The 21,503-nt window shown below is 47.9% G+C and carries 23 protein-coding genes and 1 pseudogene; 10 read left to right on the top strand and 14 right to left on the bottom strand.

The annotated features are described in order from the left end of the window. Window positions 1-9: 9 nt before the first annotated feature. On the top strand, window positions 10-1,053 hold the full coding sequence (locus I8U21_RS00940) for an oxidoreductase (protein ID WP_181731051.1): 1,044 nt from the start codon (window positions 10-12) through the stop codon (window positions 1,051-1,053). Window positions 1,054-1,113: 60 nt separating this feature from the next. Here the strand turns inward: I8U21_RS00940 and I8U21_RS00935 are convergent, their stop codons facing one another. The 6 genes from I8U21_RS00935 to asd form a co-directional block, all read right to left on the bottom strand. Further along, the gene (locus I8U21_RS00935) at window positions 1,114-2,481 is read right to left on the bottom strand and encodes an aldehyde dehydrogenase (RefSeq protein WP_198053049.1); all 1,368 of its coding nucleotides are present in this window, start codon (window positions 2,479-2,481) and stop codon (window positions 1,114-1,116) included. A gap of 25 nt (window positions 2,482-2,506) precedes the next feature. Then, window positions 2,507-2,971 carry a gamma-glutamylcyclotransferase family protein gene (locus tag I8U21_RS00930; RefSeq protein WP_181731053.1) on the bottom strand — a complete coding sequence of 155 codons (465 nt, stop codon included), beginning with the start codon at window positions 2,969-2,971 and terminating at the stop codon, window positions 2,507-2,509. A gap of 94 nt (window positions 2,972-3,065) precedes the next feature. Beyond that, window positions 3,066-3,593, bottom strand: coding sequence for an MFS transporter (locus I8U21_RS00925; RefSeq protein ID WP_198053048.1), 528 nt, complete (start codon window positions 3,591-3,593; stop codon window positions 3,066-3,068). Continuing rightward, the gene (locus I8U21_RS00920) at window positions 3,556-4,302 is read right to left on the bottom strand and encodes an MFS transporter (protein WP_198053047.1); all 747 of its coding nucleotides are present in this window, start codon (window positions 4,300-4,302) and stop codon (window positions 3,556-3,558) included. The genes I8U21_RS00925 and I8U21_RS00920 overlap by 38 nt, the downstream gene beginning before the upstream one ends. An 87-nt stretch (window positions 4,303-4,389) precedes the next feature. Next, the gene (locus tag I8U21_RS00915; protein WP_181731055.1) at window positions 4,390-4,998 is read right to left on the bottom strand and encodes a rhomboid family intramembrane serine protease; all 609 of its coding nucleotides are present in this window, start codon (window positions 4,996-4,998) and stop codon (window positions 4,390-4,392) included. Next, the gene (asd, locus tag I8U21_RS00910; RefSeq protein ID WP_181731056.1) at window positions 4,988-5,857 is read right to left on the bottom strand and encodes an archaetidylserine decarboxylase; all 870 of its coding nucleotides are present in this window, start codon (window positions 5,855-5,857) and stop codon (window positions 4,988-4,990) included. The genes I8U21_RS00915 and asd overlap by 11 nt, the downstream gene beginning before the upstream one ends. A gap of 104 nt (window positions 5,858-5,961) precedes the next feature. Here asd and I8U21_RS00905 point away from each other — a divergent pair, with 104 nt between their 5' ends. Further along, a complete protein-coding gene (locus I8U21_RS00905; protein WP_198053046.1) occupies window positions 5,962-6,240 on the top strand; it encodes a gamma-type small acid-soluble spore protein in 279 nt (92 codons plus the stop codon). 93 nt (window positions 6,241-6,333) lie between these two features. On the opposite strand, the gene I8U21_RS00900 is transcribed toward I8U21_RS00905, so the two are convergent. Both I8U21_RS00900 and I8U21_RS00895 read right to left on the bottom strand, forming a co-directional pair. Further along, window positions 6,334-8,307: a peptidoglycan D,D-transpeptidase FtsI family protein gene (locus tag I8U21_RS00900; RefSeq protein ID WP_181731058.1), complete on the bottom strand. Its 1,974-nt coding sequence runs from the start codon at window positions 8,305-8,307 to the stop codon at window positions 6,334-6,336. Window positions 8,308-8,427: 120 nt separating this feature from the next. Further along, entirely contained in the window at window positions 8,428-9,561 is a 1,134-nt protein-coding gene (locus I8U21_RS00895; RefSeq protein ID WP_198053045.1) for a S8 family peptidase, read from the bottom strand. 86 nt (window positions 9,562-9,647) lie between these two features. Here I8U21_RS00895 and I8U21_RS00890 point away from each other — a divergent pair, with 86 nt between their 5' ends. Further along, window positions 9,648-9,977 (top strand): hypothetical protein, encoded by a 330-nt coding sequence (locus I8U21_RS00890; protein ID WP_181731060.1) that lies wholly within the window; start codon window positions 9,648-9,650, stop codon window positions 9,975-9,977. Window positions 9,978-10,098: 121 nt separating this feature from the next. Here I8U21_RS00890 and I8U21_RS00885 read toward each other — a convergent pair whose 3' ends face one another. The 3 genes from I8U21_RS00885 to I8U21_RS00875 all read right to left on the bottom strand — a co-directional run bounded on the left by I8U21_RS00885 (window position 10,099) and on the right by I8U21_RS00875 (window position 12,649). Then, entirely contained in the window at window positions 10,099-10,632 is a 534-nt protein-coding gene (locus tag I8U21_RS00885; RefSeq protein ID WP_181731061.1) for a hypothetical protein, read from the bottom strand. Window positions 10,633-10,691: 59 nt separating this feature from the next. Then, window positions 10,692-12,251 carry an acetate--CoA ligase gene (locus I8U21_RS00880; protein ID WP_232337418.1) on the bottom strand — a complete coding sequence of 520 codons (1,560 nt, stop codon included), beginning with the start codon at window positions 12,249-12,251 and terminating at the stop codon, window positions 10,692-10,694. A 185-nt stretch (window positions 12,252-12,436) separates the two neighbouring features. Beyond that, window positions 12,437-12,649, bottom strand: coding sequence for an alpha/beta-type small acid-soluble spore protein (locus tag I8U21_RS00875; RefSeq protein ID WP_037995524.1), 213 nt, complete (start codon window positions 12,647-12,649; stop codon window positions 12,437-12,439). 222 nt (window positions 12,650-12,871) lie between these two features. Here I8U21_RS00875 and I8U21_RS14870 point away from each other — a divergent pair, with 222 nt between their 5' ends. The 6 genes from I8U21_RS14870 to I8U21_RS00845 all read left to right on the top strand — a co-directional run bounded on the left by I8U21_RS14870 (window position 12,872) and on the right by I8U21_RS00845 (window position 16,631). Then, window positions 12,872-13,129: a spore coat associated protein CotJA gene (locus I8U21_RS14870; protein WP_052186691.1), complete on the top strand. Its 258-nt coding sequence runs from the start codon at window positions 12,872-12,874 to the stop codon at window positions 13,127-13,129. Then, complete coding sequence (locus I8U21_RS00865) at window positions 13,129-13,395, top strand: spore coat protein CotJB (protein WP_181731063.1); 267 nt, start codon at window positions 13,129-13,131, stop codon at window positions 13,393-13,395. Before I8U21_RS14870 ends, I8U21_RS00865 begins: the two co-directional genes overlap by 1 nt. A gap of 15 nt (window positions 13,396-13,410) precedes the next feature. Beyond that, window positions 13,411-13,980, top strand: coding sequence for a manganese catalase family protein (locus I8U21_RS00860; protein ID WP_037995530.1), 570 nt, complete (start codon window positions 13,411-13,413; stop codon window positions 13,978-13,980). A 277-nt stretch (window positions 13,981-14,257) separates the two neighbouring features. Next, the gene (locus tag I8U21_RS00855) at window positions 14,258-14,599 is read left to right on the top strand and encodes a hypothetical protein (protein ID WP_198053043.1); all 342 of its coding nucleotides are present in this window, start codon (window positions 14,258-14,260) and stop codon (window positions 14,597-14,599) included. 286 nt (window positions 14,600-14,885) lie between these two features. Beyond that, window positions 14,886-16,022 carry a pre-toxin TG domain-containing protein gene (locus I8U21_RS00850; protein WP_049720428.1) on the top strand — a complete coding sequence of 379 codons (1,137 nt, stop codon included), beginning with the start codon at window positions 14,886-14,888 and terminating at the stop codon, window positions 16,020-16,022. A gap of 15 nt (window positions 16,023-16,037) precedes the next feature. Next, entirely contained in the window at window positions 16,038-16,631 is a 594-nt protein-coding gene (locus tag I8U21_RS00845; RefSeq protein ID WP_121874170.1) for a pentapeptide repeat-containing protein, read from the top strand. A 188-nt stretch (window positions 16,632-16,819) separates the two neighbouring features. On the opposite strand, the pseudogene I8U21_RS00840 reads toward I8U21_RS00845, so the two are convergent. Together I8U21_RS00840 and I8U21_RS00835 are read right to left on the bottom strand one after the other, a co-directional pair. Beyond that, window positions 16,820-17,320 (bottom strand): annotated as a pseudogene (locus I8U21_RS00840) (GNAT family N-acetyltransferase). A gap of 32 nt (window positions 17,321-17,352) precedes the next feature. Then, window positions 17,353-18,282 carry a class I SAM-dependent methyltransferase gene (locus I8U21_RS00835; RefSeq protein ID WP_198053042.1) on the bottom strand — a complete coding sequence of 310 codons (930 nt, stop codon included), beginning with the start codon at window positions 18,280-18,282 and terminating at the stop codon, window positions 17,353-17,355. Between the two features lie 432 nt (window positions 18,283-18,714). Between I8U21_RS00835 and I8U21_RS00830 the strand changes: the two genes are divergently transcribed. After that, complete coding sequence (locus tag I8U21_RS00830; protein WP_181731066.1) at window positions 18,715-19,794, top strand: NAD(P)H-dependent flavin oxidoreductase; 1,080 nt, start codon at window positions 18,715-18,717, stop codon at window positions 19,792-19,794. Between the two features lie 94 nt (window positions 19,795-19,888). Here the strand turns inward: I8U21_RS00830 and ltrA are convergent, their stop codons facing one another. After that, on the bottom strand, window positions 19,889-21,148 hold the full coding sequence (gene ltrA, locus I8U21_RS00825; RefSeq protein WP_198053041.1) for a group II intron reverse transcriptase/maturase: 1,260 nt from the start codon (window positions 21,146-21,148) through the stop codon (window positions 19,889-19,891). Window positions 21,149-21,503 lie beyond the last annotated feature (355 nt).

Below are 21,503 nucleotides of genomic sequence, written 5' to 3'. Positions count from 1 at the left end.
TGTTTCCATATGAAACCCATTCAGACGGGACTGATCGGATTTGGTTTTTCCGGGTCCACTTTTCATGCACCGGTCATTCAGGCTGTTCCGGCCCTGAAATTGACCAAAGTCCTTTCTTCCAAACCCGAAGTGGTCAAACAATCACTCCCGGAAGCAGAAATCACCAAAACATTGGAGGAGATGCTCAACGACCCCGAATTGGAACTGGTCATCATTACATCCCCCAATGAAACCCATTATCCGTATGCGAAAGAAGCGCTGTCGGCCGGCAAACATGTGGTGGTGGAAAAACCGTTTGTCATTCGCACCGAAGAAGCCGATGAACTGATTCAACTCGCCCGCAAGCATAACCGCATCTTGAGTGTCTATCAAAACCGCCGTTTTGACAGCGACTTTTTGACCGTCCAAACATGCCTGAATCAAGAATTGATCGGAACGATTCACACGTATCATGCCCATTTTCACCGGTTCCGCCCACAAGTCAAAGACCGGTGGCGCGAACGGGATCTTCCCGGTTCCGGATTGCTCTATGACTTGGGTTCCCATTTGGTCGATCAGGCTTTGGTCTTATTCGGATTACCGCAATTCGTGTCTGCGGAGTTGTTCAAACAACGCCCGCAGGCGCAAACCACGGACGCCTTTCATCTGGTTCTCGGCTATGAATCCGGTTTGAGGGTCCGGCTGGAAGCCGGCTGTCTGGTGAAATCGCCGGGTCCCCGTTACGAAATACACGGAAGTCAGGGAACCTTGATCAAATACGGGATGGATCCGCAAGAAGAGCAACTGAAAAACGGCCTGACCCCCCATGCACCCGAATGGGGCAAAGAAAGTCCGGAACACTATTTAAAAGCGGTTTACGAAAAGGACGGATTGGAAATTTCGGCGACCATTCCTTCTCTTGCCGGCTGCTATGAAATGTATTACCAAAAGCTGGCGGAAGCCATTCGCACCGGCTCCCGTCCGCCCGTGACCGCAGAAGAAGCCCGCGAAGTCATCCGCATCATCGAAGCAGCCATCCAAAGCGACCGGGAAGGCCGGCGGATTGATTTGTAAATCCGTGGCAGACAAAAAAACCGCAGAAGCAGGGAACCCGCTTCCCCGCTTCCGCGGTTTTTATCTTGTCAATCTCCGGATCCACTTCAAACCGCTTTTCACATAAGGATACCTTAAAGCCATGTCAAACCGCGTGGTTTGTTTGATCATTCCCTTCTGGTGGGAGAAACAATCAAAACTGTATTTCCCGTGATACCTTCCGATCCCGCTCGGGCCCACTCCCCCGAAGGGCAAATGCGGGGTTCCGACATGCATCAGCGTGTCATTGACGCATCCCCCGCCGAAAGGCAAGGAAGCAATCACTTTTTCCTGAACGTTTTTGTTTTCTGCAAACACATAGAGTGCAAGCGGTTTCGGTTTCTGCCGGATGGTTTGGATCACTTCATCCAGCTTGCAATAGGTCAACACCGGCAAGACTGGGCCGAAAATTTCTTCCTGCATGACGGGATCTTCCCAAGAAACGGGATCCAAGATGGTCGGTTCAATCTTAAGCGACTTTGGATCGCTTTTGCCGCCAACGACAATACGGTCCGGTGCCAAAAAGGACTGCAACCGTTGAAAATGCTTTGCAGACACAATCCGTGTATAATCCGGATTTTCCAGCGGATTCTCCCCGTAAAAACACTTGATTTCCTCTTTCATTTGATTCAACAGGGCCTCTTTGAGCTCTTCCGGAACATACACATAGTCCGGCGCCACGCAAGTTTGCCCGGCATTGGTAAACTTGCCCCAGACAATCCGGCGGGCAGTCAACTCCACATTACAGTCGGGACTGACAATCACCGGGCTTTTGCCGCCCAGCTCCAAGGTCACCGGAGTCAATGATTTGGCTGCACTCTCCATGACGGACCGGCCGACGGGCACACTCCCTGTGAAGAAAATATGGTCAAAAGGCTCCCGGATCAATGCCCGGGCTGTTTCCGCCTCCCCTTCAACCACAGCCACATATTCCGGATCAAAAATTCCTTCAATCATTTGCTTTAATACTTTGGATGTATGCGGGGTATATTCCGACGGTTTGATCACGGCACAATTCCCGGCCGCAATGGCGCCGGTCAACGGGCACAAAATCAATTGGACCGGATAATTCCACGGGCCAATAATCAAATTGACGCCGTAGGGTTCCGGATAAACATAGCTCCGGGCGCCGAATAAAACCAGCGGGGTTTTGACCCTGCGCGGTTTTGCCCACTTTCGCAAATTCTTTTTCATCCATTTGATTTCTTCTTTGATCACCATGATTTCCATCACATAGGCTTCATACTCCGACTTGTTTAAATCCCTTTTTAAAGCTGTCAGGATGTCCGGCTCATACCTTTTCACCGCATCCAACAATTTTTGTAAGTTACTCAACCGAAACGAAAGCTCCCTGGTTTTCCCGCTGTAAAAAAAGGCTTTTTGCCTCCGGACCAATCCGGACAAATCCATCCGTTTCCCCCTCCTTTTTTTAAGGTTACACGGAAATGCCAAACCGTTCCTTGCATGCCTTTCGCAATTGCTCCTGATATTCCCGGCTCAACCTTCCGGCTCCCCGCATGATTTCTTTCAAGTATGACGGATGCGGGCAAACCTCTTTGCTTTCTTTCTTCACCACCGTGTAAGTCATCGCCATCTTCTTTTTCCCCTGATGGCAGACATTCACTTGGATCCGCTTATATCGCCCGTGGCTCACCCCTTCCCGTTCATCCAGATCCTTAAGCACCTCCGGGTTCAACTGATACAGGATCCCTTCCACTTTTTCACCCGGCGACCAAAGAAGATCCGCAACCCCTCCCATCCGGTTCGGGCTGTACAAGGTAAAAGCCAACCGGAAATCCGGCAACACGGCTCTGCCCATGAGTTTATACCCGTTTTCGCCCACCGTCCGTTTGAAACTCAACTCATCCATGCACGAACCGTAAGCAAAGTAAAGGATCAATCCGGTCCCCCCTCCCTTGCTTTCTTTTATTGTATCAAACCAAAAATAATTAATATATTCTGAAATATTAAATTCATTGAGGATGCCCTGCCTTTCACATCCTCCAAGCATGGTTTTCCACACGTTTTTGTACCGGAATCTTTCGCATCGCCCACCAAGCAAAAATCTGGACAAAGCTGATGACCAAAACAAACCACCGGATCGACGAAAGGGACGTTGAAGATTGAACCCATCCCGCAAACAACAACACACCGGCCATGCGTCCCAGATTTAATGCCATTTCCCTGGAAACGACATATTCCACCTTGTACTTTGCCGTTTCTCCGGATTGGCCGATCACATCAAAGACAACGGCAGTCATCGGGGACAGGTATAAAGGATAAAACAGGGAAACGCCCACCCCGAGAATCCAGATCGTCCATTCATTGGGTTGAAAAACAAACGGCACCGCAGCCAATCCCATCATCCAGGCGCCGACCAGCATGTAACGGTTTCGCAAATCCGGCCGCAGATAACGACTGACAATAAAGAAGGAAAGACAGGACATCGCGGAGGAAACCGTGTAAAAACTTCCCAAGGCCAATTCACTTTTCACAATGACAAAAAAGAGCAAACCCAGCAAAAAAGCAAAAACCCCTTCGCGAAAACCCTGGCCGGTCATGGCCAAATTCACCCAAAACCAATCCGTTTCCCGATCCCGTGCCAATGCCAAAACCGACCGCAACGCATAGTTTCCCCGGGCTTTCCGGGAACGGAAAAAAAAAGCTGACCAAAACGGCGCATAAAAAGATGATCAACGAAATGCCAAAAATCAGCCGGTATCCCTTCAGTTCCCCCATTTTGCTGATCAAAAGCCCGGATACAAACGGGGCCACAATTCCTCCCGCGGATGTGCAGAATCCGTGAAGGCCGTTAAAAATATCCCGGTTCTCTTTTTCCGTGATCTCAAAATACATCACATGGTAAGCCAGCCAATAAAAACCGGAACCCAGCCCCATGATGACACCGAGTGCGGAAAACCAGTCAACCGACCGGGCGCCCAACCACCATACACCGAGATAAAAAAGGGCCAACACCGCAACCCCCAACCGGATCGCCATCACCCGGTCCCGTTTTTTGATCAGCCATCCTCCAAGCGCAAACGTGACCGCGGTCATAAAGTACTGAATGAGATTAAACATGCTGATGAGAACCCAATCTTCTTCCATTTTAAAAAGGTATACATTCACAAACGTGCTGGACAGAGAAGTGGCCATAAAAAAAAGGCTGCTGGTCAACAAAAGAAGCCAGGCTTCCCGGTCCATCCGGTCCATGTTTGCAAAGAGTCGCATCATCCATCACCAGTATTAGCTTATCCAGGCCCGGATTTTTTACCACAAAACAAAAAAGGACAGACTTTTTCGCCTGTCCCGAAATCATTAAAACCCACTCTTGTTTCGTGCCGTGAATTGTTTGATTTGGATCATCACCATGGCCATGACAAATCCCGCAAGCAAAGCCAAAATATGCGCAAACAAAAATGCATGGCCCAAAGCCAGGCTCAAAACAATCAACAAGATCATGGCCCTTCCGAATAAGGGATGAATGATGCCGCGCAAAAGCAGATATAAGTAAACCCCCATCAAACCAAAAACCGCTTCCGTCGCGCCTGTATAAATTCCCTGGAAATCCATCCAACAAATGCCCCAGTTTCCGATCATGCCGGTCACCAAAAAGAGAAGCAAAAAAACACTTTTTCCAAACAGCCATTCCAACTGCGGGGCCAACAAATAAATAGAAAAAGCCACCAACAGCCATTGGAAAAGGTTCACATGCAAAAACAAAGAAAAAAGCAACCGCCAAAATTCCCCTTCTTCCACACGCCATTGCACAACGGCTCCAAACTGAATCCATTGCATCGGGTGATGCTGATGACCCGATATCAAAAAAAAGAAAAACACGATGGCTTGAATGATTAAAACGCTTGTCACCACCGGAAACATACGCGGAAACTGATGCAAGGGGATGATGACGCGTCTATGGTTCAATGGCCTCCCCTCCGTTTTTTAAAATCCGTGCCACGGCTTGTCCCATTTGGACTTTTGCTCCCGGGACACAATAATTCATCCAGTCGATTTGATTGGGCTCAAATAACAGGATGATGGTGGATCCGAATTCAAACCAACCCAATTCCTCACCTTTTTTAAAGGAAAAGGCCGGATCGTACGTCTGGAACAATTCCTTTTTCGCCTTCTGATTGGTGGCAATGTTCCGGTCATAGGAAACCTTGATGCTTCCCACGTTGGTTGCCCCGACTTTGACCATCGCCACTTTTCCGCAATCCATGGAATCAATGTAAGAAATCAGACGCTCATTCACAACAAAAATGCCTTTCATACAGTTTACCACCATCGGATTCACCGGATACAATTCGCCGGGCAAATGCGTACAAGCATGAATTTTTCCGTCCAACGGCATATGAAAGCGATGATAATCGCTCGGACTCAGATAAATGGTCATAAAACGACCGCCCAGAAAAGACTCGACGTATTTTTTCTGATGCCCCAGCAACTCCTCCAAAGAATAGGTAATTCCTTTGGCCTGAAACAACTTTCCTTCTTTAATCTCACCCACCTGCGAAATCGTGCCATCCACCGGACTGATGATCAAATGATCTTCCCGGGCAACCGGCCGCATGTCCGGCCGCAATTCCCGGATAAAAAAAGCAAGCAGATTTTCAAATTCATGCACCGGTTTTTTTACAGGGGTGAGATCGACTCGAAAATACCGGATGTAGATGGGAATCAACCGGCGGCTCCACGACTGCCGGGCAAGCTTTCCCATCCACCGGGATATGGTTCTTTTCGGAAGATATTTCAAAACCCATTGTAAATATCTCTGTTTCATTTGCGCCTCCTATGGGTCATTCGATTTCAAAAGAAAAACAGGAAAAAAACGGTAAACATAATTGCTCCATAAGGGGACACCATAGTTAACGGGAGGTGAACGAAATGATGAACAACAAAAACTTTGGACCGCAAGAATCCAAAACCAATGCACAACAAGTTCGTCAGCAAAATCAGCAATCCGCTCAACGTCAAACCGGTAAATACGGTACCGAGTTTGCTTCTCAAGCTGGTGCAGCTCAACAACAGCAACAACAAGCTCGCCAAGGGCAACAAGCTGGTAAATTCGGAACGGAGTTTGCTTCCGAAACCAATGCACAACAAGTTCGTCAACAAAACCAGCAATCTCAAGCTAAAAAAGGCCAACAACAACAACAACAATAATTGGCCTCATCAGAAGATGAAATCCCATCTACCGGCGATGTAGATGGGATTTTCTTTTTTCAAAAACGGAATTGCACTCCGCCGGCTTCATGATCACTTTGCCATAAACTGCTCATAATAGGAAGTGATCAACCGTTCCGCAATCGGACCGGCAGCCACCGCACCATACCCGCCTTCCGGGACAACGACAGCCACCGCAATTTCCGGATCGTCAGCCGGGGCAAAGGCAATAAACACGGAATTTTCCACACGGCCTCTGCCGGGAATGTCTTGTTCGGACGTACCCGTTTTTGCCGCAACGTCAAAGGGCAAATGGCCAAACAAACCGCTGGCGGTTCCGCCGGACTTGGTCACTTTCACCATGCCGTTGACCACGGTTTGCCAATGTTCCGGCTTGATGTCCGTTTGGTTTAACACTTCCGGTTTGATTTCTTTGGTTTCACGCGTATGGGGATTGACCACTTTTTCCACCAGTTGCGGCTTCATTCGTTTCCCCTTGTTCGCCAGCGTCGCCGCATATTGGGCCAACTGCATCGTGGTGTACCGTTGGGCTTGGCCAAAGGAAGAAAGAGCCATTGCGCCCAAACCCGAGAATTTCTCGGCGGTGACGAGATAATCTTCCGAACCGTCCTGTTCTCCTTTTAAAGGAACCCCCGTTTTCACACCCAAGCCAAAACGGTGCGTGAGTTCACGGAATTCCCGGACCGCCTCCGACTTTTCTTTCCAATACCAGCGGGTCCCGAGCCAGGCCATAAACGTGTTGGAAGACTTTTGCAGTGCCTTTTCCGGAGTTAACGTTCCGTAATTGTGCCCGCCGGAATTCCGCACCGGAGGTGTCGCTTTCGCATAATAATATTTTCCCGGATCGGACCAGTGTGTATTCGGCGAAATCAAACCTTTCTCCAAGCCCATCCAAACCATGAGCGGCTTAAAAGTGGATCCGGACGGCAAAACGGACAACGGATGTTTTTGCATCTCTTTTTCCGGGTCCGCCGCACCCCTTGCATCATAAGGAGCTTCGGTGATGGTTCCGTTTCTCATCACATAACTCAGATTTTGATAATCTTTTTGGGATACTTTTTGATTCCAAATCCCCGGATCATAGTCCGGATAACTGACCATCGCCCGGATTTTTCCCGTTTTGACTTCCATGGCGACGGCATAGGCATTTTTGGCATACGGTGCCCGGTCTTTTCCGGAAGTGGTGCGCAAGTGCCTTAAATGTTGTTCGATGAATGTTTCCGCATCCAGCTGCATTTTTTCATCCAGGGTCAAATACAAGTGATTTCCCGATTTCGGATGGACTTCTTTCAACACTTCAACCAGTTTTCCCCTGGAGTTCACCCGGACCAACCGGTAACCGTTTTTTCCCCGGAGCTCATCCTGATAGGTGTATTCCAATCCGTCGATTCCAACTTGCTCCCAGTCCAGGTAACCGCCTTGGTCCTTTTTTTCCGCCGCATCTTTATACCTGGAAAGCGAGGATTTTGCTCCGGCAAACGGACGGACATAGCCGATGGTCTGAACGGCAAATGTATCCGTCCGGTATTTGCGAAGCGGCTGGGAAAAAATATTCACGCCGGGAAAAAGATCAGGGTTTTCAGAGATTTTGACAATTTCCTTCTCACTCAATTGGTCTTTGATGCTCTTCGGGTAATAGGGGGGCTGTTTGCGCATCACGGTGTTTCCTTTTTCGTCCAATCCGACATCCATGGCATCAAGGACTTCACTCACGGTCATCCCCAATGTGTTTGCCAGATTCTTTGCCGTCTGCAATTTTTGTTCTTTGCTGATATCCGGTTCAATATACATCGCGGCAAACAGCGATTGATTCCCGACAAGCTCCGTGCCGTTCCGGTCAAAAATTAGCCCCCTTGAGGCAACAATCGGGATTTTTTTGAAGTTGTTTTCTTCGGCCAACAGTTGATATTTTTCTCCCGAGCCCAGCTGGATCCAACCCAATCGCAATATCACAGCGACAAAGAGCAGAACAACAATGAACCACAGGATATGCAAACGCTGGGTAACCAGCCCTGCGCCCCCTGTTTTTTGCTTTGACTTCTTCATCGCCTTGATCAATCCTTTTTCAATATGGTGCTGTCGCTTTTGACCACGATAATAAGTTTAACATAAAATCACCGGAACCGAGCTTTCATTTCCAACCTTTCTTTGAATGGAACCCCCGGGCTAATAACGGTAGATCTTGTGATAAAACCGGAGAACCTCATAGGCATTCAACACGCCGATCTCCTTCAGATGATCGTGCTTTTCCGCCGATTGCGTGAGAATGTAACGGACTTGCTCCGGATTGAGATACGGATTGAGATGCAACAAAAGCGAAATGGTTCCGGTCACATGGGGAACCGCCATGGAAGTTCCGCACATCTCCCGCTTGGAATGATTCAACCAGGCCGACAGGATCCGGTCTCCCGGGGCGGCAATGTCCACTCCTTTGCTGTAATTGCTGAACACTGACAATTCCCCGTTTTTCGAAATCGATGTCACCGCGATGGTTTCCGGATAGCGGGCCGGAAAATCAATCCGGGAAGACATCCCTTGATTCCCTGCCGCCGCAACCATCAAAATCCCTTTCCGGTGAGCAATCTGGATGGCATGGCGAAGGGATTCGCTGACTTTGTCCATGCCAAAGCTCATGTTGATGACATGCATTTTATTTTCGATACACCAGTTGATCGCGCTCAATAAGTCGGAAAGGTTGGCGCTTCCTTTGCGGTTAAACGCCTTCACCCCGTAAATATGCGTCTCCGGGGCAACCCCCACAATCCCGGCCTCTGCCGTCCGCCCGGCAATAATCCCTGCGACATGCGTGCCATGGCCGTTATAATCCTTCGGGGTATGGTAAGGAGAGAGAATATTGATCCCGCCCCGGTAATTGTCACGGATCGCCGGATGGTCATCTGCAATCCCCGTGTCGATCACGGCTACCCGGACCCCTCTCCCTTTACTCCATTTCCAAGCCTTGTGCGCCTTGATTCTTTCAATTCCCCAAGGCAGGTTTTCCTGCTTGACAGGAGTGTTCAATGTTCCGATATAAGGTTCGGTGATCGTTATCCGGATATCGCTTTCCCAGTACTCGATTCCTTCCAGTTTATGCGAGCGGAAAGGCCGTGTGTATTCCCCGATGATCATCCCCAAATGGGACAAGTAACGAATCGGCCGGACCCCTGAATATCTCATTTCCTTCAAACAACGGTCCAAAGAATGGCCGCTGCGCAAGTAAAAAATTTTCCGGATGCCTTGCGGCGGCCGTGCATTCCACTTCTCTGCCGAAGAAGGGAGCAGACCATTGGTGTATTCCATGATTTTCACTCCCCGGTTTCACTGATTCACAATCTTGTGAATATATTTCCATCGAATCCTTCTCCTGAAAGGCGGTGCGTACGACGATGGAAAAAAAGCCGGAAGATTCTCTTGACTATTGGAAAGAAATCCAAAACTGGTCCGGCTTGTTGTCCAAACGGATCAAACAATTCGATGACATCGTGAAAGCTATGCAATCGGTCAACTTGGCGGTGACGGATAAAGAAGTTTTAAAAGAACTCATCTCTGCCCTCGCAAAGTTGAACCAAGTCCAAACCAAACCCCAAAAAGAAAAAGTCGTTTCCAAACAATCCGCTGAAAGCAGCGGCTCTGATGAATTTCTGGTTCAGCTCATGAACACCCCGGCCATCAACAACGTGTTTAAAGAGGTCTTCAAAAACAAGCGAAAATGGTGAACGATGGCTTTTTCCGGTTGATTTAGTTGTATGAAACAACCGTTTTAAAGTCACACGTTATATACCTAAAAAACGAAAAAAGGGCAGAAGTCTAAAGACTTCTGCCCTTTATCCCGTGATTTCATTCACAACCGCATGGTTTGCGATTGATGTCATAAACCGAACATCCAAACATTTCAAAATCGATGTCCCGTCCCAACTCCCATACCTGTTGCCAAAACTCCGCCACACAAGCCAGCGGTTCGGAGACGCCTTCCTCATCCGCAAAGAAATACGTGGTTTCATCCCCCGTCTCTTCATCCATGAACGTGATATATAAAACCCGGTAATGAACGGGACCCGCTTGTTCATCCACAATATCAAAGCTGGCTTCGTGGCTCAAATACAACTCTTCCAGCTTCCGGTTCTCTTCCTCGTGCTTCGGTTCATCCAACCACCGGAAATAAAACGTGCACCGGTTCCCTTCCTCATCATAATCAAAACGTTCCAAGCGGCCGTAAACCCTGACTTCTTTTGCTTCAAGATCGATTTTCCCGAAAAGCGTTTTTTCCTGCTGATCGAGCATTTTATCCAAAAGCCGCTTCCAATCGGAAATTACCATTTCCCTGACGGATTCCTGGAAGTTGATATTGCAACCATGCGCAAATACCTTCATTTCATGGACTCCTTTTCCATTCAAGTCCCATTCATTATACCGAAAGCGCTTCGATCCTTTCAAGACGATGCCTGTTTTCTTTGCTTTTCCAAATTCCGAAGTTCGACCCGGCGGATTTTTCCGCTGGCTGTTTTGGGCAGGTGGCCGACAAATTCAATTTCCCGCGGATATTTGTAAGGAGCCGTTATCTTTTTGACATGATCCTGCAACTTTTGGATCAGCTCTTCGGACGGGGAAAATCCTTCTTTCAAAACCACAAACGCTTTGACGATTGATCCCCTCACCTCATGCGGGCTGGCCACCACCGCACATTCCTTCACGGCCGGGTGCTTGACCAGAGCATCCTCCACCTCAAAGGGGCCAATGGTGTATCCGGAACTGATAATGATATCATCCGCCCGGCCTTCAAACCAGAAATATCCGTCTTCATCTTTTCTCGCCCGGTCCCCGGTAAGATACCAATCACCAATAAATGCTTGCAGGGTTCTTTCCGGATCCTGATAATACCCTTTAAACAAAGCCGGTGAGGAACGATGAACCGCAATATGCCCCACTTCCCCTGCCGGGACTTCTTTTCCTTCGTCGTTGATGATGGCCACCTTGTTGCCGGGAGTCGGTTTGCCCATGGAACCTTGTTTGGTTTCCATATCTTTTAAAGTGGCCACCAACAGTGTGTTTTCGGTCTGGCCGTAACCGTCCCGCACCCGGATCCCGAAATGGTTTTGGAAAACCTGAATCACTTCCCGGTTTAAGGGTTCCCCGGCGCTGACCGCGCTTCTCAAGTGCAACCGGTAATCCTTTAAGTTATCCAGTTTCGCCATCATGCGATACTCGGTGGGGGTACAGCAAAGCACATTGATTTTTTCATCCTGCAGAAGCTTTAGATATGTTTTGGCATCAAACGTCCCGTGATATACAAACGCCGTCGCACCGGCCCCCAAAGTGGATACAAACGGGCTCCAGATCCATTTGGCCCATCCCGGGCTGGCAGTGGCCCAGACCACATCATCCGGCTGAATATCCAGCCAGGCTTCGGTCGCCGTCTTTTGATGGGCAATCGCCCAACTGTGATGGTGGATCACGCCTTTGGGATTGCCGGTGGTTCCCGATGTGTAAGACAAAAAGGCCATATCCTCTTCGGTGGTTTCCGGGAGCTCCGTTAAAGCGCTTCCATTCAAGGATAAAAGCGGTTTCCAGCCATCCCGTTCCTCTCCGTGAATCAGCCGGCTGTGCAACAGATGAGATTGTTTTTCCGCCTCTTCCACCCGTTCCACAAGCGAAGCATGGGCAATCACCGCTTTCGCCCCGGAATGGCGTAGCCGATAGGCAATGTCGCTGGCCCTTAACATTTCCGATCCCGGGATCACCACCAATCCGGCTTTTAAGCACGCTATGTATGAAAGATAAGCCTCAGGGATTCGCGGCAATAAAATCATGACCCGGTCTCCCTTGCCCAGTCCGAGTTCCACCATCCCTTTGGCCAAACGATCCGATTTTTCCTTTAATTCAGAATAAGAAAGCGAACATCTTTTTCCCTCTGCGTTGACCCAGCGGATCGCTTCCTTGCCGCTTGGGGCGTGGCGGTCAATATCTTGTGTCAAATTGTAAAGTTTCGCCATCCAAATCCCTCCCAATCTCATGATTGCAACTATTGTTTATAAAATAAACTCTTTTCGGTAAAAAGTAAAGAATTTGCATAAATTATGAACAATGAAAAATCCCTGACGGATGCATTGTCTTTCCATTGAAAGTGGCGGCTTCTACAGCCGCCACCCAATCACCATGCTATTTCATTGTCCTTGAATCAGAAGTTGCTTCCTCCAAGCTGTTGTTGAGCCATGGAAACCAGACGTTTCGTGATTTCTCCCCCGACAGAACCGTTTGCACGGGAAGTGGTGTCAGCTCCCAGCTGAACGCCAAACTCTTGAGCAATCTCATATTTCATTTGATCGATTGCTTGAGCAGCACCAGCCACTAACAATTGATTAGAACTGCGAGTGCGATCTTGTTGTGCCATGTGTTTTCACCTCCTTGGCTTTGTTGTCTATAGCTTGTGTCGGATCAAACCAGCCAATGCATAGGAAAATTTGGTATTCAAACCGTTTTTCGGCATCCTCGGTTTTCCGTATCATCACAGTTTTTTTGTAACCGGAAAATATGTTTTTCATTCTAAAATGCTTTTTTTATACATATCGTTATTATGCCTCCCATCTTATTTTTCACAGGAAGGGTGATTGGAGTGAAAGACTGCCGCGACCGCAATACGCCTGACCCGTTCCGTTATCAACAGCGGATTTGGTATCCGTACATCAGCCCTTTGGATCCCTGCCCTCCGCAAAGAGTCAAAACTTACGTCGTTGCACCCAACCAATTCCTTGGTTTTCAACCGCCCGGCCTCCCCCAATATCCGCCGCACAAAGCCCTGCGCCGCGGAACCCTGTGGCCTATTTTATACAGCCCTTATCCTCCGAAAAAAACGCCAAGGGAGGAAAGATAATGGATACGTATCCGGATCACGCCAAACGCTTCCAAATGCTCAAGCAGTTACAGGAAGTGGATTTTGTGTTGACGGAATTGAACCTTTATTTGGATACCCATCCGGATGATCTGTCCGCCATTGACCAATACAACTGGTACGCCAAAGAACGCGACAAACTCCGCCGCCGATATGAAAAACAGTTCGGTCCCCTGATGCATTTCGGACACAGTTTTAACCGGTATCCCGACGGATGGAATGAAGGTCCCTGGCCTTGGGAAATATAAAGGGGGAAAGATTCGGTGTGGATTTATGAAAAGAAATTGCAATACCCGGTCCGGGTCAGCCAATGCAACCCGAGACTGGCCAAATTTCTGATTGAACAATACGGGGGCGCTGACGGGGAACTGGCCGCGGCCCTGCGCTACTTAAACCAGCGCTACACGTTGCCGGACAAGGTCAAAGCCCTTTTGACGGATATCGGCACGGAAGAATTCGCCCACTTGGAAATGATCGCCACCATGGTGTACAAATTGACCAAAGATGCAACGCCGGAACAGCTGAAAGAAGCGGGACTGGGCGCCCATTTTGCAGATCATGACAAAGCCCTGTTTTACCATAACGCCGCCGGTGTTCCATTTACGGCCACCTATATCCAGGCCAAAGGAGATCCCATTGCCGATCTGTATGAAGACATCGCCGCCGAAGAAAAAGCACGGGCCACATACCAATGGTTGATAGACATGTCCGATGATCCGGACATCAATGATGCGTTGAAATTCTTGCGTGAACGGGAAGTGGTGCATGCACAGCGTTTCCGTGAAGCGGTGGAAATCCTGAAAGAGTATCAGGGGCAGAAGAAGTATTTTTAAACGAGCGACGTCATCCCGTCTCAGATAAAAAAGCCGCCACCATTTCAAGGGGCGGTTTTTGTGTATTGGCGCAAGGGACAGCCTCAGCCCCGATGGAAATAATCTACAAATCATTTGAGTTCATTGTTTTTAAAATATTTTATATATTCTATAATAAAAACAACTTCTTGTTTCACATTGTTAAATCCGGCCAATAGGACTGTCGCCTTGCGCCGGTTTGGTGATTGATCCATGAGATCCGTACGGAACATTACATTTTTACGGGAGGTTGTCTCCATTGAAAAACAAATTCAACATTCCATGGTTGTCCATATGGTTAAACCCCGGGGACACGGTCCAGCGGATTTTAAACAACAAGAAAATACCCGTTATGCTGATATTGCTGACCGGCCTTTCCATGAATCTGGACAATTCTTATTTCAACTCCACAGGGGATACCTTGAGCTTGTCCGCCATCTTGCTGATTGCAATCATCTTTAGTCCGGTGACCGGTTACCTGTTTGTCTGGATTTCCACCTATTTGTTTTCCATTACCGGACAATGGTTGGGGGCACAGGATCAACCAAAGAAATCAAACCCGTCGTCGCATGGTCAGGGATCTTTTTTGCCGCTTCGCTGATCATCCGATTTTTGGAAATCCTGATCCTGGGAAACGAAATTTTTCAAACCGTTCAACCCACCGTGGAAAACAGTACATTTTTATCAATCTTATTTATTTTCCTCCATCTGCTTGATCTGGCCATCTTGATCTGGTGGGCCGTCTTTATGGCCGTTGCATTGGGAGAAATCCACTCTTTTTCCAAACTCAGGGGATTTTTCGCCATGCTCATTTCCCTGCTGTTGGTTGTATTGGTTAACCTTTTGATTGCCATAATTCTTATGATTTTTTAAACAGGGTGATCATCATGATCAAAAGATTCTGCATGACCTTGTTCAGGCTTGTTGTTTGTTTCGCTGTTCTTTTCATGTCGGCGGGAACATGCTATGCCGATCCATCGGGAGGTTTTGAGGTTCCCGAAGTGAATGAGGACTTTACCAAAGTCAAACCGAATCAAGGTGCGCAACAGAAAAAAGACGAAAACACCTGGCTGGGCGATTTTCTTATCTGGATCGGTGCCGCCAAGGATAAAAAAGACTTGGAGAAATTAAGCAAGCAGGCAAATGACGAATTTTTGGACGGCTTCTTCAAAAAATCAGTCGAAAGTTTGTTGGGATATGATCTATACACAGGCGATCCATTGCAAGGCGAAAGGAAAAAAGAGGCAGACCGGGCGTTAAGCAGCGTTGTCGACTGTATTCCGGTCATCTCCAACATCAAAAATTTGAAGGACCTCTTTACCGGAAAAGATTCCATCTCCGGGGACAAACTGAGCCCGGTCGATAAAGTGATCTCAGCCATCGGCATTGCTTCCGGCCCCGGCAAAAAAGCAGGGGTGATCCTGAAAGGAATATTTAATGGCGGAAAGAAATTATTAAAGAAATTTGGTGTCTATATTGATGATCTGGCTGAACGATTCGGATTCGGTCCCAAACTGCAGCCTGCCGGCGGACCCCCGGACATTCCCCGGAGACCTGAGGTGAATCGGATTGAAGGCACAAACGGGGGTGGAAAAAATCAGAAAAATCATCCTGTCAAAAGAACCCAAGAGGAATATGACGATTTAGCAAGAGACCCTTCTCATGGCGGACAAATTACAGAACAGGGGATTAAAGAAAGAGAAATAGGTTTAGCGCTTGAAAGTCAAGGAAAGCTGGGAAAAATCATTCGTGATCCACAGGCTGACGGGGGCGCAGAATTTATTGATACCACCACAGGTATAAAATGGGACATAAAAAGTTTTGTTTCCTATCCAAATGGTCACACTTCTCCAAGAAAGGGCGCTTTTACTGTTGAAAAAGCAATGAAAAAGATTAATGCGGAGTTTCGCAGAGGTCATAATGTAATTATTGATAAAAGAGATTTAATTCCTCAACATGTCAAAGAGTTAGAAGATGCAATTAAAAAGAATGGGGTTGAGGACCGAATCATATGGTATCCATAGAAAGAGGTTTTCAAAATGCAAGAAAAAATATTGAATTGTCTGGAAGCCCATAAAATATGGATTAAAACGATTGGCAAAAAAGGCGAAAAATTAAAATTGGACGCAATCGATTTTCGTGAAATGAATTTAATGGAATATCCCTTGGATCAATCTTTTTTAACAGATTGTGTATTTGATGGAATGAACTTAAAAAGTAAAGATTGGTTTGCATCACATCTGTGTTCCTCCACATTTCAATATACCAATTTGGCCCATGCTGATTTTACGAAAGCAAATTTATCTTATGTGAATTTCTCTCATGCTAATGCCAAAAATGCAAGGTTTGTTAAATGTGAGTGCTTTGAAACCATCTTTTACAAAACAGACCTGACCCATGCCAAGTTAGTGAACAGTCTTTTTGTGGAGGCTGACTTTCGTGAGGCTACTTTGAAACATGTGGATGTAAGTGTCTCCGTTTTTGAAGATGTTTTGATTAAAGGGGCAAAATTAACAGACATCAGAGGTATTGATAATGCATATATAAAAAGCATTAATATCGGTACACCTGAAAATCCAATAATGCTTGAAGGCGATAAAGCCAAAGAATGGCTCATGAACCACGTGGTTTAATCAATCATAAGATCACGTGATTACGGCTCTTCCCGGAGGAGAGTTGGATGAATGATAAAAAACCCTCAGCATGATCCGGAAAAATTAAAAAACAATCTTTAATTGCCAATGAAGCACTTGCCTGCAAATACACAGGGCAAGTGCTTCTGATGATGATTTATACAAGACCCGATGGATCCCCGGTAAGCTTATTCCTTATCCCCCGAATAAACCGCATGGTTTTTGCCAAATATAAAAACCTCTTTTTCTTTGGTAAAACCGATTTTTTCCGCCACCCGGATGGAAGGAATATTTTTCGGATCGATGAGACAGATCAATTTATTGAAATGCAATTGATGAAAGCCATATGCTTTGCATGCTTTGGCCGCTTCCGTGGCAAATCCCCTGGACCAATACTTTTTATGGATATGATACCCGATTTCAATTTCCGTGCGGCCGTCCACGGTCTGGCGAACCAGTCCGCAATCACCAATGAGTTCATCTGTTTCTTTCAGGCACACCCCCCACAGTCCGAACCCGTCTTTCCGGTATCGTTCTTGATTTTTTTGGATTCATTGCCCGGTTTGTTCCCGGGTGAAAGGCGCCGGGTAAAACCGCATGGTCTCTTCATCGGAGAAGATGGCATGAAGACGGTCCAGATCCTCCTGTTTCAATTCCCTCAAGTACAATCTTTCTGTTTCCAGAATCATCCTTCATCCTCTCTTTGAAAGAAAGAATCTTATCAAAGTTCTTCCCTTTTTACGGCATGAAGAAAATGGATCGTTTCGCAGGCAGACAAATGATCATTCCGATTGCGAAAATACCGCTCCTGAATATCGACCGGCGATAAATGTTCAACGATCCGCAAGCCCGGTTTCTCCAACATGTTCTCCATTTCCGGCAATGAAAAGCAAGATTTCATCGGCTCTCCGGCAGCCGCGGCCATTTTCACCATGTTCTCCACCCGGTTGCAGAACCCTTTTTCTTCAAAAAGTCGTTCATCGGCAAAATCGAAAACAATGGAACTTCCCGCCGGAACGTTCGCAAACAAATGCCGGAGCAAATCGGCCAACTCCTCTTTGCTTAAATAATAAGAAACGCCCAGCAAACTGAAAAAGGTTTTTTGATCGCCAAAGCCTTTTTCATACAGTTTTTCGTAAGAAAACGGCTTTGTAAAATCACAAGCAATGAAATGAAGATGATCCGGTATTTCCAAACCCGCCTCCTGCAATCTTTGCAATTTAAACGTTTGGGTGAAAGGGTGATCCAATTCGAAGATTTCCAATCTGTTTTTCAGTTCCGGATACCGCTGGGCAAACGTGTCCATGCCTGCACCGAGAATGACATATTGCCTGACCCCTGATTCGATTTCCTTTTGCAATACCGCTTCGCAATAGGCCGACCGTGCCAAAGGCGTTGGCGATAACTGAACTTGGGTGATCCATTTCAATATTTCATCCGGATTGTCCCGATGTTGCTCGGCCATTTCCGGGTTGAAAAACGAAATTCCTTGAACCATATGGGTTTTAATGGCATCATATTCTTCTTGTGTCATCAATTGTTTGGCGAGAAAATCGTCGAAAATCTTTGGTGTATCAAATTGGCTGTGATAAGCCCTGCCAAATGCGGAAATCAGCGCGGTTAAACTGGATTCCCCTTTTTTCACGTCCATACACCCCTTTAAAAAAAATGGGATCCCCCCACGTCCGGGAATCCCATTATATATAATATAGAATTAATTTTAAATTATAGCATAAATTAATTTTTTGTCAAGAGGTTTACTGCTTTCTTTTTCAATGTTCATCCGATTCCCTCTCTAAAATGAATCAAATCATCTTCACCAGCTCAAAAAGTTTATCTTCTTTTTTGCATGATCATTCTTCCTTATAAAGAGGCGTTCCTGTGAGAATTTTGGACAGGAACTGTATAAATCGAATGCATTTATCAAGAGATCGTCTGACACGACAATTCAAATCATTCCGTAAATTTCATAGAATAAAGTTAAGGTTTTATTTAGGTTGTTGAAAATCCACCTTCAAATCGCATTCCGTGCAAAAGAAACGATCCCGGATGGATTTTACAACATGATCAGGGAGGGATTCACATGCCTTGGTATCAAACCCGGTTAACCGAATTATTGCAAATCTCCAGCCCCATTATCCAGGCAGGAATGGCCGGCGGGATCACAAGTCCCCGGCTCGTTGCGGCGGTATCCAATGCCGGCGGTCTGGGATCACTGGGAGCGGGCTATATGTCTCCCGAAGACATCCGCCAAGCCATCCGGGAAATCCGGAAGCAAACAGACCGTCCGTTTGCCGTCAACTTGATGGTTCCCGCGCCTTATGAAACCAATGCGGAACAAGAACGCCTGATGAAAAATCATCTCAAGCGGTTTGAAGAAGCCGCCGGTGCCTCCGGCCAAGAAACCACAAGCCATGCCGCCATTTCCTTTGAAGAACAAATTCACGTCATTCTGGAAGAAAAGGTCCCTGTCGCATGCTTCACTTTTGGAATTCCGTCCCCCGCCGTCATCCAGGAGATGCATGCCCGTCACACGGTGGTCATCGGGACAGCCACTTCGGTGCGGGAAGCTGTCGAAGTGGAAAAGAGCGGGATGGATGCCGTCGTGGCCCAAGGAAGTGAAGCGGGAGGCCACCGGGGAACCTTTCTCTCCGCCGAATTTCCATATGTCGGAACGATGGCCCTGATCCCTCAAGTGGTGGATCATGTCCGGATTCCGGTCGTTGCCGCCGGCGGGATCATGGACGGTCGCGGGGTTCTGGCCAGCCTGGCTCTGGGGGCGGACGGGGTTCAAATGGGCTCGGCCTTTTTACCCACCTTGGAAAGCAGCGCCCATGACAAACACAAAGAAGCCGCCCTGCAAAGCACCGATGAAAGCACCGTCATGACAACCGTCTTTTCCGGAAAGCCGGCACGGGCCATCCAAAACGAATTTATCCGGGAAATGAAGAACTATCCCCATCCCCTTCCCCCATACCCCGTCCAAAATGCCTTGACCAAGTACCTGCGCCAAGCAGCCTCCAAAAAAGGAAACACGGATTACATGGCGTTGTGGGCCGGCCAAGCCGCTGCCCTCAGCCGTTGTGAACCGGCGGAGGAACTGATAAAAAGAATCATGAGCCAAGTTAATCAATGTTTGTCACAACTGGCCGGCGAGCATTAAGCCCATAACCGGGACAACTAATCGAGTAGGAGGGGGTGACTAACCCCCGTCCTCTCACACCACCGTACGTACCGTTCGGTATACGGCGGTTCACTCAAGTCTGACGACACAGGAAATATCGATCACCCATACTCTTCAGTCCCTGACTCTGCCAATAGGCAGAGTCAAGTGTTTTCTGAAGGATGGGACTACCGGCAATTCGCCAGTATTTCTTGCGCGTGTTTCCCCATTCAAAGGCTTTCCCCTTCGGTACCCCCAGTGAGACCAGTTTCCTGACTCGGGTTTTCGGAGTCTTCCATTGTTTCCACAGACACATGCGCAGTCTTCTTCTCAGCCACTCGTCCAGTCGGCGAAAAGGGGTGGGAGTTTCTGCGAGGGCAAAGTAATTGCACCACCCCACAGTGATTTTATTGATCTCTTCGATCCTACTCTCCATGGGGATGGGCTTGGAGCGGGAGGTCAGTTCCTTCAGTTTCTGTTTGACTTGTTTCAAGCTTTCTTTGGCAACACGAATTTTCGGTTTGCGTCCCCATGTAAAGCTGAAGCCAAGAAACTTTCGTTTCCACGGTCGGTCGACTGCGCTTTTCTCCATGTTTATTTTCAGACGGAGTTTGTCCTCAATGAAACGGGAAATTGAGGCCATGACCCGTTCTCCGGCCCGTCTGGATTTCACATAGATGTTGCAGTCGTCCGCGTAGCGGACGAATCGGTGTCCTCTTCGCTCCAACTCTTTGTCCAGTTCGTCCAGGACAATATTTGCAAGCAACGGGCTCAAAGGGCCGCCTTGCGGTACCCCTTGTTCGTTGGCTACCTTCACTCCGCTGCTCATCACACCGGATTCGAGGTATCGACGAATCAATTTGAGGAGTGTTTTGTCCTGAATTCTTTTCGCAAGAGTTCCCATCAGCCGGTCGTGGTTGACCCGGTCGAAAAACTTTTCCAAATCGATGTCTACCACCCAACGATATCCTGCTTCCATGTATGAACGAGCTTTCTTGACTGCATCGTGCCCGCGTCGACCCGGTCTGAATCCATAGCTGAATTCAGAAAAAGTCGGGTCAAAGAGTGGGGTGAGAATTTGGGCGATCGCTTGCTGGATGAAACGGTCCAGTACGGTAGGAATGCCAAGTAACCGAACTCCCCCGGTAGGTTTCGGGATTTCGACCCTTCGGACAGGAGACGGTACATAGCTTCCATCTTCGATGGAAGCGCGGATGGAAGCCCAGTGGGTCATGAGATAAGCCCTGAGGGATTCTACAGTCATCCCATCCACTCCATGACTCCCTTTATTCTTTTCCACTCGTCTGAGCGCTTTTCGAAGATTTTCTCGTGACAGGATTCGCTCCATCAGCATCTCGACATTCCCCGCCTTCGTGAACATGTCGGTCCATTTGTGCCATCCCTTGCTCCACCCTCCCGGAGACCCCCACGGGATTCACCGTTTCCTCCTCCGGGCAGCTCCGTTTTGGATTGGCTGCTTCATTGCAAGGGAATGAACGCCTGGTGACGTGTTCTCCTCAAGTGTTCGGTCCTTCCCCGTTCAGGCGTCCCCTACTTGGGTACTATGACCTCTGCTGACTTCTGGCTGTTCAGCTCTTCCTTCCGAAAGAGGTTACCATGAGGGCATGGCGTACCAGCCAGACCTCCCCGGGTAAGCGCACATCCTTCTCCTCCATCCACCCGCCTCATTTACCCTGCACCGCCTTCGG

The sequence above is a fragment of the Thermoactinomyces sp. CICC 23799 genome, assembly GCF_016055145.1.
Classification (GTDB): domain Bacteria; phylum Bacillota; class Bacilli; order Thermoactinomycetales; family Thermoactinomycetaceae; genus Thermoactinomyces; species Thermoactinomyces intermedius.
This window is presented reverse-complemented; position numbering and strand designations above follow the sequence as displayed.